Genomic DNA, 14,963 nt, shown 5'->3' on the forward strand with positions numbered 1-14,963 from the left:
GGGCGGCCCGCCCGCGCGCCCCCGCCGCTCCCCCCCCCCCCCCGGCCCGGGGGGGGCGGGCGGCCCCGCGCCGCCCCCCCCCCCCCCCCACCACCGGCCCTGGCCGGGCCCACCGGCCCTGGCCGGGCGTTTTAGGGTGGCGGACATGCCGCTCGTCGACGTGACCCACGCGCCCACCGTGCCCGAGTCCACCCTGCGCGAGCTGGGCTCGGTGCTGCCGCACTTGGTGTCCCTGGCCGTGGAGTGCCCCGAGGAGCCGTACGACGGGGACCTGCGACCCGGCGACGTCGAACTGCGCTTCCGGCCGCTGGGCCCGCTGGACCGCAGCGGCCTGGCGGTGGTGATCGAGGTCAAGTCGAAGTGGTTCGCCAGCCGCGCGGCCGACCGCCAGGAACGCGTGGACACCCTCCACGCGAACATCCGCGCCGCGACCGGGCTCACCGACTTCGGCGTCTACCTCTCGCTGCCCGTCGCCGCCTGGTCCCAAGGAGACTGACCCCTCCCGCCCGGGACCCCAGCCCCCTGCTCCAACTGCTGCGACCATGGGCCACATGCTGTCGCTGACGATGAACGACGCCGCCGCCCAGGCGCTCGGAGTGCACGACCACCCCGCCGCCCTGACGCCGCCCGGCGGCCTCGCCCCCGGCCTGCGCGGCCGCCTCGCCGACGGGATCACCCGCCGCGGAGCCGTCCTCACCTGGGCCGACTCGACGGCCGACGCCGGCGCCGCGCCCGCCGCCTTCACCGACCTCACCGCCTGGGAGTGCGCCGACAGCTCCTTCCACCTGGAGGACCACGTCCCCGTCGAGGTCCGGACCGTCGACGACGCCCCGCAGATCTCCGAGGACGGCCAACGGCTCCTCCTCCTGCACGGGATCGCCCTCGCCCTGGAGTTCCGCCGCCTCCTCACCGGAGCGGACCACCCGGGCCCGGTGCGCTGCATCGTCGCGGCCAACGGGACGAACGCCACGTTCAGGTTCCACCGGATCCGCGCGGGCCAGTCCTGGCACGACCCCGACCTCGACGGCTACCGGACGGACAAGCTGGTCGTCCTCGACCTCGCCCCGGCCGCCCGCTGACCCCCGCCCCCGAGCCCCGCCCCTGGTCCCCGCCCCGACCCACCCGACGGCCGGGGTGCTAGAAATCCCCCGTGGACGAACACCCCGAACCCTCGACCCGGCGCGTCTTCGTGGCCCTGGCCCCACCCGACGACGCCAAGGACGAGCTGGCCCACGCCCTCCGCCCCGCCTACGCCGCCTACCCGCGGCTGCGGTGGAACCGGATCGAGGACTGGCACATCACCCTCGCCTTCCTCGGCGAACTGCCCACCACCGCCGTACCGCCGCTGCGCACCGCCCTGGCCGCCCTGGCCCCCGCGCACCCCGCCCCGCGCCTGGGCCTGCACGGCGGCGGCCACTTCGACGACCGCCTCCTGTGGGCCGACATCGACGGCGACCTCGAAGCCCTGCACCGACTCGCCACCGACGTCCGCACCCTGGCCAGGACCTGCGGCATCGACTTCCACGACCGCCCGCTGCGCCCCCACCTGACCCTGGCCCGGGCCCGCCGCGACGACCCCACCGGCGTCCCGCTGGCCGCGGCCGGCCTCACCGGCTTCCACGGCCGCCCCTGGCGGGCCGAACGCCTCCACCTGGTCGGCAGCAACACCGGCCGCGGCCCCGGCCCGATCCACTACCGCGACATCGAGGCCTGGCACCTGGGCACCGCCACCGGCAGCGCCCCTGACGAGCCGTAGCCGACGAGCTGCGGCCGACGAGTGGTCACCGTGCGCTCGCCCGTACGTCGATCGGATCTTCATCCGCATCGGCTAGCCTGCCCCCCGGCACCGCGGGTCCGCAGGTCATCCAGCGCTGACGGCCCGCCACCACACCGCACGGCACCGCACGTTCCACGAGGGGGAAACCGATGTCCCGCACGACCCACCGCCGTACCGCCGCCACGCTCACCGCGGCCGCCACCACGGCCCTGCTCGCCCTCACCGGCACCGCCGCCACCGCTGCCGCACCGCTGTCCGGCACCGAGGCGACCATCGCCGTCGGTGCCCGGGGCGTCGTGCCGGTGGTCAGCCCCGACGGCGCCAAGGCCTACGTCGTGGTGACCGAGGCCGACAACACCTCCACCGTGAAGACGGTGGACACCCAGACCGGCGCCGTCACCGCCCGCCTGGCCCTGGGCACCCTCCAGTGGAGCGCCCACCCGGCCCTCAGCGCGGACGGCTCGCGCCTGTACGTCCTCGACGGCCAGCGCCTCAGCGTGGTGGACACCGCCACCCTGACCCTGCTCGCCACCCTCGCCCTGCCCGACCAGCCGCGCCCCGCCGGCTGGACCGCGGGCTCCACCTCCGGACTGGCCCTCAGCCCGGACGGTGCCACCCTGTACGTCTCCCAGAACGGCGCGACCGCCTACCGGCAGAACGGCCAGAGCCGGATCCTGGCCTTCGCCACCGCGCAGCGGGCCTTCACCGCATCCGTCCAGGTCCAGGCCCCCTACGTCGGCGCCCCCGCGGCCCGCCCGGGCACCGGCGACGTGTACGTCGGCACCAGCCAGGGCGTGGTCCACGTGGCCGCGGCCGCCACCGCGCCGACCGTGGCCGGCACCGTCCAGGGCACCGCCACGAACCTGGACTACAACCTGGCGTTCACCCCCGACGGCAAGCGCCTGTTCGGCCTCGCCGAACTCGGCAGCGGCGCCAGCACCGTCATCGACCCGGCCACCGACACCGTCACCACCACCTTCCACCCCGCCACCGGCAGCGACGCCCTGGAGAACCCGCAGGTCAGCGCCGACGGCACCCGGCTCTACCTCGCCGACAGCAACTACGGCACGAGCAGCACCTCCGTCCTCGCCCTCGACACCGCCACCGGCGCCCCCGTCCCCGCCGACAGCGCCGGCGACCTCGACGAGGACGGCCTCACCGGCCTGGCGCTGGGCCCCGACGGCCACACCTTCTACGTGGGCGGCACCGCCGGCCAGAGCGCCAACCTCCAGATCGTCGCCCACTGACGGAACGTCGGACCGTCCAGGCCCGACGGCCCCCGCCCGCCGGGCGGGGGCCCGGTCCTGTCCCCGCACCGACCGCACCGACCGTGCCGACCGTGCCGACCGCGCCGTACCCCTGGACAGCGGCGGGGGAGTGGGCCACGCTTCACCCCCATGAACGCCCCGCAGCCCCCGCACCGCCCCGGCTCCGCCGGCCCCGGTGCCGCCCGCACCGCGCTCCTGCGGGCGGTGACCGAGGTCGGCGACGAGGCCCCCGCCCTGCTGGCCGGCTGCGACGGGGGAACCCCCGTCCCCGGATCCACCTGGACGGTCGCCGAAGCCGCCGCCCACCTCGCGATGGCCAACGAGCTGATGGCCGCCCTGGCCGCCGGCGGGCAACGGCCCTACGGCGACGGCACCCCCGGCTCGCTGGCCGCCGCGAACGCGGCCGCCCTGGCCGCCCGGCCCGAACGCGACCCGGCCGTCCTCGCCGCGCAGATCGCCGAGCGGGCACGGGAGTTCACCGCGGCGGCCACCCCGCGCCCCGGCACCGCCCCGGTGACGACCCCGCTCGGCGCGATGGACCTGGACGCCCTCACCGCCTACCTGCTGACCCACATGCTGGCCCACCTCTACGACATCGCCCGCGCCCTCGGCCGCCCGCACCCGCTGGACCGCCGGCGCGTCGCGCTGACGCTGCCCTTCCTGCGAACCGCCATGCCGTGGGTGGTCGACCCCCGCGCCGCGGCCGGCCACAACGCCTGCTACCGCCTGCGGATCCGCGGCCTGGAAGGCTTCGCGGTGACCTTCGCGGACGGCGCCGCCACGGTGAGCCCGCAGCCGCCGCGCCGCCCGGACTGCACGATCCTCACCGAGCCGGTGGCGTTCTTCCTCATGGCCCTGGGCCGCCTCGGCGCCACCGACGCCCTGCTGCGCGGCAAGGTCCTCGCCTGGGGCCGCCGCCCCTGGCTGGCCCCGGCCTTCCCCGCCCTGTTCACCGCCCCCTGAACCCCGCCCCGCCGGGAAGGACCGCTCGGTGGGGGAGGGTTCCTCCGATCCGTGCGAGTGACCTTCTGGTGACGGTCCGTCATGACAGGATCGGTGCGGGTCGACACGGCGTCGACCGGAAGGAGAAGGAGGAGACATGAGCGAGGACAACGAGGCGACGACGTCCGCCGAGGACAAGGCCCCGGCCAAGGGCTACGCGGGCACCGAGATCAAGATCGAGGGCGAGGACCACATCATCATCCGCGAGGACGAGGTCCCGGTGGCCGACACCGAGTGAGGCGCCCGCGCCCGTGCCCGCGGGTCGGTGCGGGCCGCTCCTCCCGCCGGGTGTTCCCGGCGCCCGGCGGCGGGGTCAGTCCGGCAGGCCCTTGAAGCCGGCGAGCAGTTCTCTCAGGGCCCGCTGTGCGGCCGGGTAGGCCTCCTCGGCGGCCGGGGCACCGGGGGAGGCGTTCGTCGGGGTGCGGTTCCCGCCGACCCTGACCATTTCGACCAGGACCCGGCCGTTGGTGCCGTAGAACACCGCCTCGCCGTAGTCCACGTCCACCGGGCCCGACGCGGGGGAGGCCCGCAGGTCGCCGTCGGGCACCAGCTTCCCGTCCGGGCCGATGGTCCAGCCGGGGCCCGCGGGCGGGGTGGTGGCGCCCGGGGCGGCGGACACCGACCGGGTGAGCACGGCCACGCCCGGGCCCTCCGTCCCGGTGGTGATCCCCACGGTGGTCGCCACCGGCACGGTGGACCGCGAGCGGGGGTCGTCGGGCGCGACCGTGCGCGGCTCGCACGCCCGGCCGGCCGTCACCACGTCGGCGAGCAGCTTCGTGCTGTCCGTGCCGCGCGCGAGCACGTACACGCTCGCCCACATCCCGTCCGCCGCGGCGGGCACCCGCAGCTCGTACAGGGCCGGCACGGGCACCGTCGGAGCCCCGGTGCGGACCTTGTCGTCGATCCGCACACCGGCCCGCGGCGCCTCCAGCCGGCAGGGCGAGAGCGCCAGCGGCTTGCCCGGCCCGGGCCGCAGCACCTCGCCGCCGCGCAGCCCCGCCGTGCCGGACAGGTACACCGACTCGACGATCTGCCGCAGGTGGCCGGAGCCGAGCTCGGTCCCCTCGACCTCCTCGGCCCCGCCGCCCGCTCCGGTACCGGCTCCGGTACCCGCGCCCGCCGGGGTGCTCGCGGCCGTGTCCGCCGCCGGGGCGCCCGCCCCCGAGCACCCGCCCAGCCCCGCACAGGTGATCGCCAACACCGTTGCCGCCCACAGGCGTTCGGTCATTCGCATGCCCAGCACGGTACCGTCGCCACCCGCCCGCCGTACGGCCAACGCCCAAGCGGACCGCCCGGCCCGCGGCCGCCTGCGGCCGCCCGCCCGACTTGCGGGCCGCCGGGCCCGGAGAGGTGATGGGAGGGGGCGCGTACCGAATCCGTACCGAGCCCGTACCCGACCAGGGGCCGTCCGGCCGAGGAGGATCCCCATGTCGCACCACAAGTCGAACAAGGACGTCGAGGGCGATCCCGACACCGGCCACGGCCGCGGCCTGCCCCGGCGCCCCGACGAGGCCGAGCTGGAGGAGCGCACCGAGGAGGACCGCGAGGAGGTCGGCCTGCCGCCGGACGGCGAGGAGGACGAGGAGGGGCGCAGGTAGCGGCCCCGCCCCGCCCTGCCGGGCCGCACCGGCCCGTGGGCGGGCGGTGTCAGGCCGGGGGGACGAGGCGGTTCTCGTAGGCGAAGACCACGGCCTGGATCCGGTCGCGGAGTTCGAGCTTGTGCAGGATCCGCCCCAGGTGGGACTTCACGGTCGCCTCCGCGAGGTACAGGGCGGCCGCGATCTCGGCGTTGGACAGGCCGCGGCCCACCTGGAGGAGCACGTCGCGCTCGCGGGCGCTGAGCCGGCCCAGCCGCTCGTCCTGGCCGCTGCCGCTGCCGGGGCCGGTGCGGGTGCCGTCGGGCAGGTGCGGGCGGAAGTCCTCCAGCAGGCGGCGGGTGATCCGGGGGGAGAGCGCCGCGTCACCCGCGGCCACGTTGCGTATCGCGGTGAGGAGCTCCTCGGGCCTGGTGTTCTTCAGCAGGAAGCCCGAGGCCCCGGCGCCGAGGCCGGCGAAGGCGTACTCGTCCAGGTCGAAGGTGGTGAGGATCAGCACCCTGCTCCGCGGGGAGGCCAGGGTGATCTGCCGGGTCGCCTCGATCCCGTCGGTCCCGGGCATCCGGACGTCCATGAGGACGACGTCGGGCCGCAGCTCCCGGGCGAGGCGTACGGCCTGGGCGCCGTCCGCGGCCTCGCCCACCGGTGCCATGTCGGGCTGGGCCTCCAGGATCGTGGCGAAGGCCATCCGGAGCAGCGCCTCGTCGTCGGCGATCAGGATGCGGATCGTCATGCGGGCACGGCTCCGTCGCCGTCGAGGAGGAGGCGGGTGTGCACGCCCCAGCCGCCGCCCGGGAGCGGTCCGGCCCGCAGCGTCCCCCCGTAGGCGGCGCAGCGCTCGCGCATGCCGGGGATGCCGTGGCCGGGCGCAGCGGCCCCCGCCCCGGTCCTGCCCCCGGAGGCGGTTCCGGGGCCGCTGTCGGTGACGTCCACGGTCACGGTCGCGGCCGAGCACCGGACCCGGACCTCGGCGCGGGTGCCGGCGGGGGAGTGTTTGAAGGTGTTGGTCAAGGCTTCCTGCACCAGGCGGTAGACGGTCAGTTGGGCGGTGGCGGGCACGTGGGCGTGGCCGCCCCGCAGCTCGACCCGGGTCGCCAGCCCGGCGGCGCGCATCCGCTCGGCCAGGGCCTCCAACTGGGCGAGGCCGGGCAGCGGGTGGCGCTGCGCGTCCGGTTCGTCGGTGCGCAGGATGCCCAGCGAGCGCCGCATGTCGGTCAGGGCCTGACGGCCGGTCTCGGAGGCCTGGACCATCGCGGCGGTGGCCCGCTCGGGCGAGCGGTGCTGGGCGTGGACGGCGGCGTCGGTGAGCGCGACCATGACGGACAGGTTGTGGGTGACGATGTCGTGCACCTCCCGGGCGATGCGGGTGCGCTCCTCGGCGACGGCCAGTCGCGCCTGCTGGTCCTGCTGGCGTTCCAGGTGCGTGGCCCGTTCCTCCAGCGCCGCGAGGTAGGCGCGGGTGGTGCGCGCGTTCGCGCCCAGCGCCGCGGCGGCGACGACCGCCGCGCTCAGCGCGACGAAGGGCGCCAGGAACGCGCCTTCCGTCGCCCAGCGCAGGCACGCCAGCAGCGCCCCGCCCTCCACGACGGCGCCGGCGAGGAGCGCGTCGCGCCGGCCCGCGTGCGCGGCCACCGCGTGCAGGGCCACCAACAGGCAGACATCGGCGGGGAGTTGGACGCCCACCAGCCACTGGACGAAGGCCGCGCCGGCCACGGCGCCGAACACCGCACGCGGGGCCCGGTGCCGCCACACCAGGGGCAGCGCGAGGGCCACCGTGAGGGCTGCGGCCACCGGGAACTCCCGCGGCGCGCGGGTGGCCGCGACATGGAGCAGCAGCAGCGCGAGCGGCAGCGACTCCCGTACGGCGGGCGGCGGTCGGAGGCCGCGCAGCCGCGTGCTCCCCACCGCTCGCACCACCCGGCCCGGGCCGGACTGCGCGGCCGCCTCGGTCATCCCCACGTCCCTGACGTCCCTGTCGATCGTGTCGGTCCTGTCGGTCCCGGTCCTGTCGGTCCTGCTGAACGCGCCGTGCGTGCTGAACGCGCCGTTCCTGCTCAACCCGCCGTACGTGCTGAGCGCGCCACGCCACGGTAGGCCGCGGGGGCGGTGGCGCACATGAGTCCGCCGTCTGACGGCACCACCGGCCCTGTACGACCACAGGAGGAGTCCGGTACCTCCTGCGGTCGCAGTGCACCCGCCCGTGCGGCGTGCCCGGTTGCGACCGCGGTGGCAGGCGAGGGCGACCGGGGGGCGACCGGAGGTCGATGCGGTGCCCGGTGCCCCGCCCCGACGATGGCGGCGTGACCGAGATCATCACGGGACTGTCCATGTCCCCTCCCGAGTTCCTCGCCGTGCTGGGCGCCCTCGCGCTGGTGGTGGCGCGCTGGCTTCCCCCCGTCGCCCGACCGCGCGTCACCGTCGCGGCGGTGGCGGTCCTCGTCCTGGCCACGGCGGTGCTGGGCGTGGTGGGGCTCCGCTGGCAACTGCTGCCGGTGCTGGCCGGGGCCGCCCTCGCGCTGCCCTTCGCCCTCGCCCCCCTGCTGCGACGGCTCCGCCGCCTCCACCGCTCTGCCGCCGACCCCGCCACCGACCCCGGCGACCCCGCCGCCCCCGGCCGGCCCGGGTGGCGGGCCCGGTGGTGGCTGGCGCTGCCGGGCACGGCGGCCTGCATGGGCCTGATCGCGGCGGGGCCGGTGGCCGCCTGGGCCTTCCCGGTGCCCGTGTTCCCCGAGCCGTCGGGCCCCTTCGCGGTCGGCACCCGGGTGGTGCAGTGGACCGACCCCCAGCGCCCCGAGACCTTCACCGCCGACCCCGACGACCGGCGCACCGTCGTCGTCCAACTCTGGTACCCCGCACGCAAGAGCCCCGCGGACGCGCCGCGGGCCCAGTACCTCGGGCGCACCGAGCAGGAGGCGCGCACCGTCTCCGACGCCCTCGCCCACGGCGTCGGCCTGCCCGGCTTCCTGGTCGACGGCGTCCCGCGGGCCCGCACCCACGCGGTCTTCAACGCCCCCGTGTCCGGCGGGGACGAGCGGTTCCCGGTCGTCCTGTTCTCCCCCGGGGCGGGCGGGGTGCGCACCCAGAACACCGCCTGGGCGGAGGAACTGGCCAGCCACGGCTACGTGGTGGCCGGCCTCGACCACCCGTACGACTCCGCCGCCGTCGTCCTCGACGACGGCCGCACGATCCGCACCGCGACCACCTCCTCCGGCGACCGCGACACCGACGAGCAACTCGCCGCCGGCTGGACGGCCGTCCGCGCCGCCGACCTCGGCTTCGCCCTCACCCAGCTGGAGAACCTGGACCGGAGCGGGAGCAGCGACCCGCTGGCCGGACGCCTGGACACCGGCAAGGTCGCCGCCACCGGCCACTCCATGGGTGGCGCCGCCGCCCTCCAGGCGGCCCGCCAGGACCCCCGGATCGACGCCGTCATCGACCTGGACGGCTTCCCCCACGGCCCCACCACCCCCGCCCTCCACCAGCCGGTGCTCGCGCTCACCCAGGCCGTCACTCCCGGCACCGACCCGCGCTACCTGCCCCGCCTCACCGAGGCCCTCGCCCTCGACACCGCGACCGGCTACCGCCTCACCGTCCCCGGCGCCGCCCACCTCACCTTCATGGACGGCCCGCTGTACCTGCCACCGGTGCCCCAGATCGTCGGCTCCCTGGGCCGCACCGCGAGCCCGCACCTCGTCGCCGCGACCACCCTGGCCTTCCTGGACACCACCCTGCGCCACGCGCCCGGCGACCTGGCCGGCACCCTGTCGGCGTACGGCAGCCTCAGCGTCCACCGCCCGGACGGCCGCCCCTGACCGGTCCGCGCGGCCTGGCCCCGCCCCGCCCCGGCAGGACAGCGGGGCGGGGGCGGGGCCGGGCACCGGGGCGTCAGTTCGCCCCGCCCCCGGGCTCCCCGGCCGCCCCGTACTGCCGGTGCACGTCCAGGTAGGGCAGCCGCACCCGCTCCCGCCACTCGGCCACCTGCGCGTGCGCGGCCGGCCGCACCGCCGCCGCCTCGGCCGCGTCCTCGACCCAGCCGTACGGGTACGGGCTGCCCAGGGCCACCGCCGCCACGGCCAGGTAGCGGGCCATCGCCGCGTCGTCCCCCACCGCCAGGGTCTCCACCTCGCCCCGGTCGAGCGCGATGCCGATCTCCCAGGCCCCCTGCGCCGTCCGCCGCGCGTCCCAGCCGCGCACCCACTGCACCCGCTCCGCCGTGACCTCACCGCCCGGCCGGGGCTCCAGCCCCGCGTCCCGCAGCGCGGGCACCACGGCGGCGGGGGAGTCCCAGGGGATCGGCAACCCCGCGCTCACCGCCACACCGAGCACCGTGCGGCACGGGTACGGCGTACCGCAGCACGCACAGCGCGGCTGCTGAGACCCGGCGTCACCCCCCTGCGCCCGGGCGGGCTCGTGCGACTGCACCACGCCACCCAGCAGGTACTGGTGCAGGCCGACCGGCTGCCCCGCCTCCTTCGAGTCCCGCAGGAGCAACTGCAACAGCCGGTGGAACAGCCGCCCGGCCTCGTAGCCGCCCAACGGCGGCACCGGCACCGTCACCTGCGCCGGCACCTGAACCACACCGTCACTTCCCTGCCCGTCACGACCCATGCGGGCGAGCCTAGGGCCCGTCTTCGACCTTCCGCCGCCCGGCCCGGCGCGCTACCGGCCGGCCGCGCCGGCCGCCTCCAGCACCTGCGTCACCAGGGGGACATCGGCCTTGGGGATCAGGATCACGTGCTGCGCCCCGTCCGCCACCAGGTCGAAGCGCGCCATCTTCGGGTGCGGGGCCTTCTGCCCCGACGCCGACAGGCCGAACGGCCCCCGGAGGGCGACGTCCTCGCCGGTGCGCCGGTTGCGCCAGGCCACCGAGCCGGCCGTGAGGTGCAGGTAGCCGGAGGCCGTGTGCGCAACGGTGCGCCCCTTGCCGATCGGCAGCATCCTGACCGTGCCCAGCGTCGAGCTCGAACAGGCCACCTGCAAGGTGGTGCCCGCCCGGAGGTCGGCCAGGTCCTTCTCCGTGCTCGCCCGGCGCAGGCCGACCATCGACAGCAGGACGTCGGAGAAGGTTCTGGTGCCCGCCGCGCGGCGGATGTCGGTCGTCATGGCGCAGATCCTCCCAGGTGGCCCCGGCAGGCCCGTGACCAGGGGGGTTGTTCGTTCCGGAGGGTTTCGTCCCGCGGGTGGGGACGGGCCGTCACGCGAAGCGGGAGCTGCGCACCGGCCCGGCGGAAGCCACCCGGTCGCGCGGACCGGCGGCGGGCCAGCCGACCGCGCGGGCGGCGAAGGCCGTGAGGACCGCGTCCGGGTCGGCCGGGGTCCCGCCGTCGCCCTCCGGCGCCTCCGGGGCGGCGGCCAGGATCGCCTCGGCGAGCTCCTCGGCCGAGCGCCGGTCGGGCGCGGCCTCCGCCGGTTCGCCGTCCTCGCCGAACTGCAGGCCCGGCTCCCACGGGGCGTTCACGATCTGCCCCAGCAGGGTGGAGACATCGGCCGTCACGGCGGGCGGGTCCGTCCAGCAGGTGGCGTGCTCGAAGAGCAACTGGCCCTCCGCGCGCTCGTTCAGCTGCGCCACCACGGCGGGATCGCACTCGTTCAGGTCGTACGCGACCACCAGCGCACCCGGCGTACCGGGCCGGAACGGCGCCGCCGGCACCCCGAGCAGCCGCGCCGCGGCCAGCCCGAGCGCCCGGCTGCCCCGGTCGGCCAGCAGCGCGACCGAGTCGGGCGTGCGACCGGTGGCGGCCAGGACGGCGCGCAGCCGCTCCAGACCGTGGTGGCAGTGCCCGAAGTCGTCCTGGAGGTAGGCCCAGCGGCCGGTCATGCCCTGCTCGAAGCCGTGCGGCGAGAGGGTGGTGAGCAGGCCGCCGGTGAGCACGTAGTGCCAGCCCCGCAGGTCCCGCCCGTCCACCGGCGGCAGCTCCGCGGCCCGCTCCAGCATCCGCCCGACCCGCTGCCCCGGCCCCACCCAGATCCCCTCGGGGGCCGACATCGCCCCGAACACCTCACGGGCCAGCGGTATCCGTCCGTCCATCAGGGCGTTGTAGACCGTCAGGTACCGGTCCGGCCAGTCGCCGAGCCGCTCGTCGTGCTCACGCAGCACGGCCAGTGCCTCGCCGTGCCGCTCGCAGCCCTCCAGGGCCGACACCAGCTCCAGCAGCACCTTGCGCAGCCCGAGCTGCGGGGCGGCCTGCGACTTGGCCCTGCGGCGGAACAGGCCGGTGCGCACCGCGGCGGCCGGCGGCGCCTGGACCAGCCGCAGCGCCTCCCGCAGCGCGGGGACGGCCACCGCGTCGATGCCGCGCTCGACGCAGGCGTAGCCGTAGTCGTAGAGCCGCTCGGCGTCCCCGGGCCGGGCCGCCAGCGCCGTCGAAGCCTGCGCCAGGTCCTCGAAACCGGCGCCCCGGGCCAGCCCGGCCAGCAGCGGCGCGACCTCGGCGGGCGGGAGCCGGTCCGCAGCGGAGCGCAGCACCCGCATCGACCCCTGCGGGTCGCCGGACTCGAAGAGCTCCCGGGCTTCGGACAGTTCGCTGGTCATGGGTCTCCGGAGGTCAGAGGGCGTGCAGGACCCCAGGATGATCCTCGACCGACCACCACCCGGGCAACCCGGTTTCCGCCGCCGGACGGGAACGCGGGCTCAGGGCCTCGGCGTCCAGCCGGGGGGCGTGAGGGCGGTGTCGGCGAGGATCCGTTCGACCGTCCCGTCGAGGGTGCTGCCCTGCCCGATGACCCGCTCCAGCCCGCCCGGCAGGAAGTCGCGGGCCCGGTACCAGCCGGCCATCTGCTCGGGGGAGAACTCCGCGGCCATCGGGCGGGTGGCGTGCCGTCGCACGGTCTCGTCGAAGTCGACGTCCAGGTAGTAGAGGAAGCTGCGACCGCGGTGCTCCGCGGCGAGCCGGGTCAGCATCGCGCCGTAGCGGTCGGCGGCGAGGATGCCCTCGACCACGACGTGGAACCCGTGGTCGAGGGCGTGCCGCGCCACCAGGTCGATCAGGCCGATGTTCGCCCCGCCGACGACGTCCCGCTCGCGCAGCACGGTGCGCCGCAGCACGTCCTGGCCCACCACCGCGACGCCCCGGCCGTAGGCGTCGCGCAGCCGCGCCGCGACGCTCGACTTCCCGGCCCCGCTCGGACCGCGCACCACCACCAGCACGGTGTCCGCACGGCCCGTCCCGCCCCGCACCGGACCATTCTCAAGTTCCGCCACGGCACAAGAGCATGACCAACCGTCAGCCCTTCGCGCAACGACCCCACCACCCCGACCGCGGCCGGGCCAACTCCCCCCCGGGCGCTAGCCTGTTCCGCATGCCGACCAGCCGCCCCGCCGACCCGGGCCCCACCCTCCGCGACCGCCTGCTCGCGTTCGGCTCGCTGCCCGCGGCGGCGGCCGTGCTCACCGGCGTGAACGCCCTCTACCTGCTCCTCGTGGTCTTCGGGAACGTCACCGACTTCGCCACCAACCAGCACTTCGTCCAGCACGTGCTGGCGATGGACACCACCTTCCGGGACCGGGACCTGATGTGGCGCTCCATCACCTCGCCCGGCCTGCAGAACGCCGCCTACGTGGCGATCATCGCCTGGGAGGCGCTGAGCGCCCTGGCGCTGACGGCGGGAACGCTCGCCTGGTGGCTTCGGCCGGAGGCGGCGCGCCGCCTCAGCACCCTCGGCCTGCTGCTGATGCTGCTCCTCTTCGGGGCCGGATTCATCGGGATCGGCGGCGAGTGGTTCGCCATGTGGCAGTCGAAGGCCTGGAACGGCCTGGACGCGGCGATCCGCAACGTCACCCTGGCCGGACTGGCCCTGGTGGTGGTGAACCTGCCGCACCCCCGCACCCCTTCCGCCCCGCCGGAGTGAGACACTCCCGGAGCCCGCGAACGCCCCGCCCGCCCGCTTTCCTGCGGGGGAGGGACGGCCGGGCGGCGCGCCGCAGGCGGTGCGGGGGCGGCTCGGCGGTGGGCGTCAGCATGGCCGGCATGAAGACCGTTCTGCGCTGCGCGGCCGCCCTCCTGCTGGCTGCGGGTCCGATCGGCCCGGCCGCCTCGCCCTCCCGGGCCGAGGCCGCCGCGGACTGGGCGGTGCTCGCGCCCGGCGTCGGCTACCGGGAGCTGACGGTGCCCACCCCGCACGGCCGGGCGCGGGTGTACGCCGTGCGGGCCGACCTGCGCGCGCCCGGTGTGCGGGCGGACCTGCTGTTCCCCGGCGCGGTGGCGGCCCGGGCGCCGCTGACCGCGCTGGTCGGTGCGAGCGGTGCGGTGGCGGCGGTCAACGGGGACTTCTTCGACATCAGCGAGGAGCAGCACCCGGGGGTGCCGGCCACCGGGGCGCCGTCCGGGCCGGAGGTGTACCGGGGGCGGGCGTTGAAGGCGGCGGTGCCGTCGGCGCAGCGGTTCGGGTGGCGGCCGCCGCCGGGGGAGACCGACCGGGACGTGCTCGGGGTCGGGGCGGACGGGGTGGCCCGGCTGGGGCGCCTGGTGCTGCGGGGCGGTGTGCGGGCCGCGGGCGGGGTGTGGCCGGTGGGCGGGCTGAACCAGTACGCCCTGCCGGTCGGTTCGATCGGGGTGTTCACGCCGGAGTGGGGCGAGGTCTCCCGGGCCCGCGCGGCGTGCGGGAACGACGAGTCGCGCGCGGCCCCCTGCACGGCGGACACCTGGGAGGTGACGGTCCGCCGGGGCCGGGTGGCCGCGACCTCCCCGACCCCGGGCGCGGGCCCGATCCCGGCGGGCAGCACCGTGCTGCTGGGCCGCGAGGCCGGCGCCCGGGTGCTGGCGGGCCTGCCCGTCGGCACCCCGGTCGCGGTGGACCACCGCCTCGTCCCGGACGCCCCGGTGCCCTTCCGCTTCGCGCTGGGCGCCTACCGGCTGCTGCGCGACGGGCGGGAGCCGGCGGGCCTGGACGCCACGACCGCCGAGCCGCGCAGCGCGGTCGGCCTCGCGGACGGCGGGCGGGTGCTGACGCTGCTGTCCACGGACGGGCGCGAGGGCACCTCCACCGGCCTGACGCTCACCGAGCTCGCCCGGGTGCTGCGCGGGCTCGGCTGCCCGGACGGCGCCTACCTGGACGGCGGCGCCTCCGCCACCCTCGTCACCCGCGACCCCGCCACCGGCGGGCCCACCGTGCGCAACCACCTCGACCACGGCCTGGAACGCAGGATCCCCAACGCCCTCGGCGTCTTCGCCGCACGGCCCGGCGTGCGGCCCGCTCCCGGGAGCGCGGCGCGGGCGGCCGACAGCGGCGGCTAGGGCCTGTCCGGCGGATCTTGCCAGGCGCGCGACGCCGGGCATCCCGCCTGGACGCACGCCCGAATCGCCCAAGTACGTCCAGTACGAG

Annotated in this window: 17 protein-coding genes; 10 read left to right on the forward strand and 7 right to left on the reverse strand. The window is 76.8% G+C overall.

From position 1 onward, the window contains the following. Positions 1–145 precede the first annotated feature (145 nt). The 6 genes from ACFWXO_RS21110 (at position 146) to ACFWXO_RS21135 (ending at position 4,285) form a co-directional block, all read left to right on the forward strand. Positions 146–496 carry a hypothetical protein gene (locus ACFWXO_RS21110; protein WP_380525341.1) on the forward strand — a complete coding sequence of 117 codons (351 nt, stop codon included), beginning with the start codon at positions 146–148 and terminating at the stop codon, positions 494–496. A 55-nt stretch (positions 497–551) separates the two neighbouring features. Continuing rightward, positions 552–1,079 (forward strand): hypothetical protein, encoded by a 528-nt coding sequence (locus ACFWXO_RS21115; RefSeq protein WP_380525342.1) that lies wholly within the window; start codon positions 552–554, stop codon positions 1,077–1,079. 71 nt (positions 1,080–1,150) lie between these two features. Continuing rightward, positions 1,151–1,756 (forward strand): RNA 2',3'-cyclic phosphodiesterase, encoded by a 606-nt coding sequence (thpR, locus tag ACFWXO_RS21120; protein WP_380525343.1) that lies wholly within the window; start codon positions 1,151–1,153, stop codon positions 1,754–1,756. A 170-nt stretch (positions 1,757–1,926) separates the two neighbouring features. Further along, positions 1,927–3,024 carry a hypothetical protein gene (locus tag ACFWXO_RS21125; protein ID WP_380525344.1) on the forward strand — a complete coding sequence of 366 codons (1,098 nt, stop codon included), beginning with the start codon at positions 1,927–1,929 and terminating at the stop codon, positions 3,022–3,024. 150 nt (positions 3,025–3,174) lie between these two features. After that, entirely contained in the window at positions 3,175–4,008 is an 834-nt protein-coding gene (locus ACFWXO_RS21130) for a maleylpyruvate isomerase family mycothiol-dependent enzyme (protein WP_380525345.1), read from the forward strand. Between the two features lie 136 nt (positions 4,009–4,144). Then, complete coding sequence (locus tag ACFWXO_RS21135) at positions 4,145–4,285, forward strand: hypothetical protein (RefSeq protein ID WP_380525347.1); 141 nt, start codon at positions 4,145–4,147, stop codon at positions 4,283–4,285. Positions 4,286–4,360: 75 nt separating this feature from the next. On the opposite strand, the gene ACFWXO_RS21140 is transcribed toward ACFWXO_RS21135, so the two are convergent. After that, complete coding sequence (locus ACFWXO_RS21140) at positions 4,361–5,281, reverse strand: hypothetical protein (RefSeq protein WP_380525348.1); 921 nt, start codon at positions 5,279–5,281, stop codon at positions 4,361–4,363. 193 nt (positions 5,282–5,474) lie between these two features. Between ACFWXO_RS21140 and ACFWXO_RS21145 the strand changes: the two genes are divergently transcribed. Next, complete coding sequence (locus ACFWXO_RS21145) at positions 5,475–5,645, forward strand: hypothetical protein (protein WP_375894974.1); 171 nt, start codon at positions 5,475–5,477, stop codon at positions 5,643–5,645. Between the two features lie 49 nt (positions 5,646–5,694). Here the strand turns inward: ACFWXO_RS21145 and ACFWXO_RS21150 are convergent, their stop codons facing one another. Together ACFWXO_RS21150 and ACFWXO_RS21155 are read right to left on the reverse strand one after the other, a co-directional pair. Further along, the gene (locus ACFWXO_RS21150) at positions 5,695–6,375 is read right to left on the reverse strand and encodes a response regulator (RefSeq protein WP_380525349.1); all 681 of its coding nucleotides are present in this window, start codon (positions 6,373–6,375) and stop codon (positions 5,695–5,697) included. Then, positions 6,372–7,595 (reverse strand): sensor histidine kinase, encoded by a 1,224-nt coding sequence (locus ACFWXO_RS21155; RefSeq protein WP_380525351.1) that lies wholly within the window; start codon positions 7,593–7,595, stop codon positions 6,372–6,374. The genes ACFWXO_RS21150 and ACFWXO_RS21155 overlap by 4 nt, the downstream gene beginning before the upstream one ends. 347 nt (positions 7,596–7,942) lie before the next feature. Here ACFWXO_RS21155 and ACFWXO_RS21160 point away from each other — a divergent pair, with 347 nt between their 5' ends. Next, on the forward strand, positions 7,943–9,454 hold the full coding sequence (locus tag ACFWXO_RS21160) for an alpha/beta hydrolase family protein (RefSeq protein ID WP_380525352.1): 1,512 nt from the start codon (positions 7,943–7,945) through the stop codon (positions 9,452–9,454). Positions 9,455–9,527: 73 nt separating this feature from the next. On the opposite strand, the gene ACFWXO_RS21165 is transcribed toward ACFWXO_RS21160, so the two are convergent. The 4 genes from ACFWXO_RS21165 to ACFWXO_RS21180 all read right to left on the reverse strand — a co-directional run bounded on the left by ACFWXO_RS21165 (position 9,528) and on the right by ACFWXO_RS21180 (position 12,819). Beyond that, on the reverse strand, positions 9,528–10,220 hold the full coding sequence (locus tag ACFWXO_RS21165) for a hypothetical protein (RefSeq protein WP_380525353.1): 693 nt from the start codon (positions 10,218–10,220) through the stop codon (positions 9,528–9,530). Between the two features lie 81 nt (positions 10,221–10,301). After that, positions 10,302–10,745, reverse strand: a complete 444-nt coding sequence (locus tag ACFWXO_RS21170; RefSeq protein ID WP_380525354.1) for a hypothetical protein — start codon at positions 10,743–10,745, stop codon at positions 10,302–10,304. A 91-nt stretch (positions 10,746–10,836) separates the two neighbouring features. Further along, positions 10,837–12,174, reverse strand: coding sequence for a tetratricopeptide repeat protein (locus ACFWXO_RS21175; RefSeq protein ID WP_380525356.1), 1,338 nt, complete (start codon positions 12,172–12,174; stop codon positions 10,837–10,839). 99 nt (positions 12,175–12,273) lie between these two features. Continuing rightward, the gene (locus tag ACFWXO_RS21180) at positions 12,274–12,819 is read right to left on the reverse strand and encodes an AAA family ATPase (protein WP_380525358.1); all 546 of its coding nucleotides are present in this window, start codon (positions 12,817–12,819) and stop codon (positions 12,274–12,276) included. Between the two features lie 122 nt (positions 12,820–12,941). Between ACFWXO_RS21180 and ACFWXO_RS21185 the strand changes: the two genes are divergently transcribed. Next, on the forward strand, positions 12,942–13,490 hold the full coding sequence (locus tag ACFWXO_RS21185; RefSeq protein WP_380525360.1) for a DUF2165 domain-containing protein: 549 nt from the start codon (positions 12,942–12,944) through the stop codon (positions 13,488–13,490). Between the two features lie 119 nt (positions 13,491–13,609). Continuing rightward, the gene (locus ACFWXO_RS21190) at positions 13,610–14,875 is read left to right on the forward strand and encodes a phosphodiester glycosidase family protein (protein ID WP_380525361.1); all 1,266 of its coding nucleotides are present in this window, start codon (positions 13,610–13,612) and stop codon (positions 14,873–14,875) included. Positions 14,876–14,963: the final 88 nt, after the last annotated feature.

Origin of the sequence: Kitasatospora sp. NPDC059088 (assembly GCF_042738155.1) — a bacterium.
Lineage (GTDB): Bacteria > Actinomycetota > Actinomycetes > Streptomycetales > Streptomycetaceae > Kitasatospora.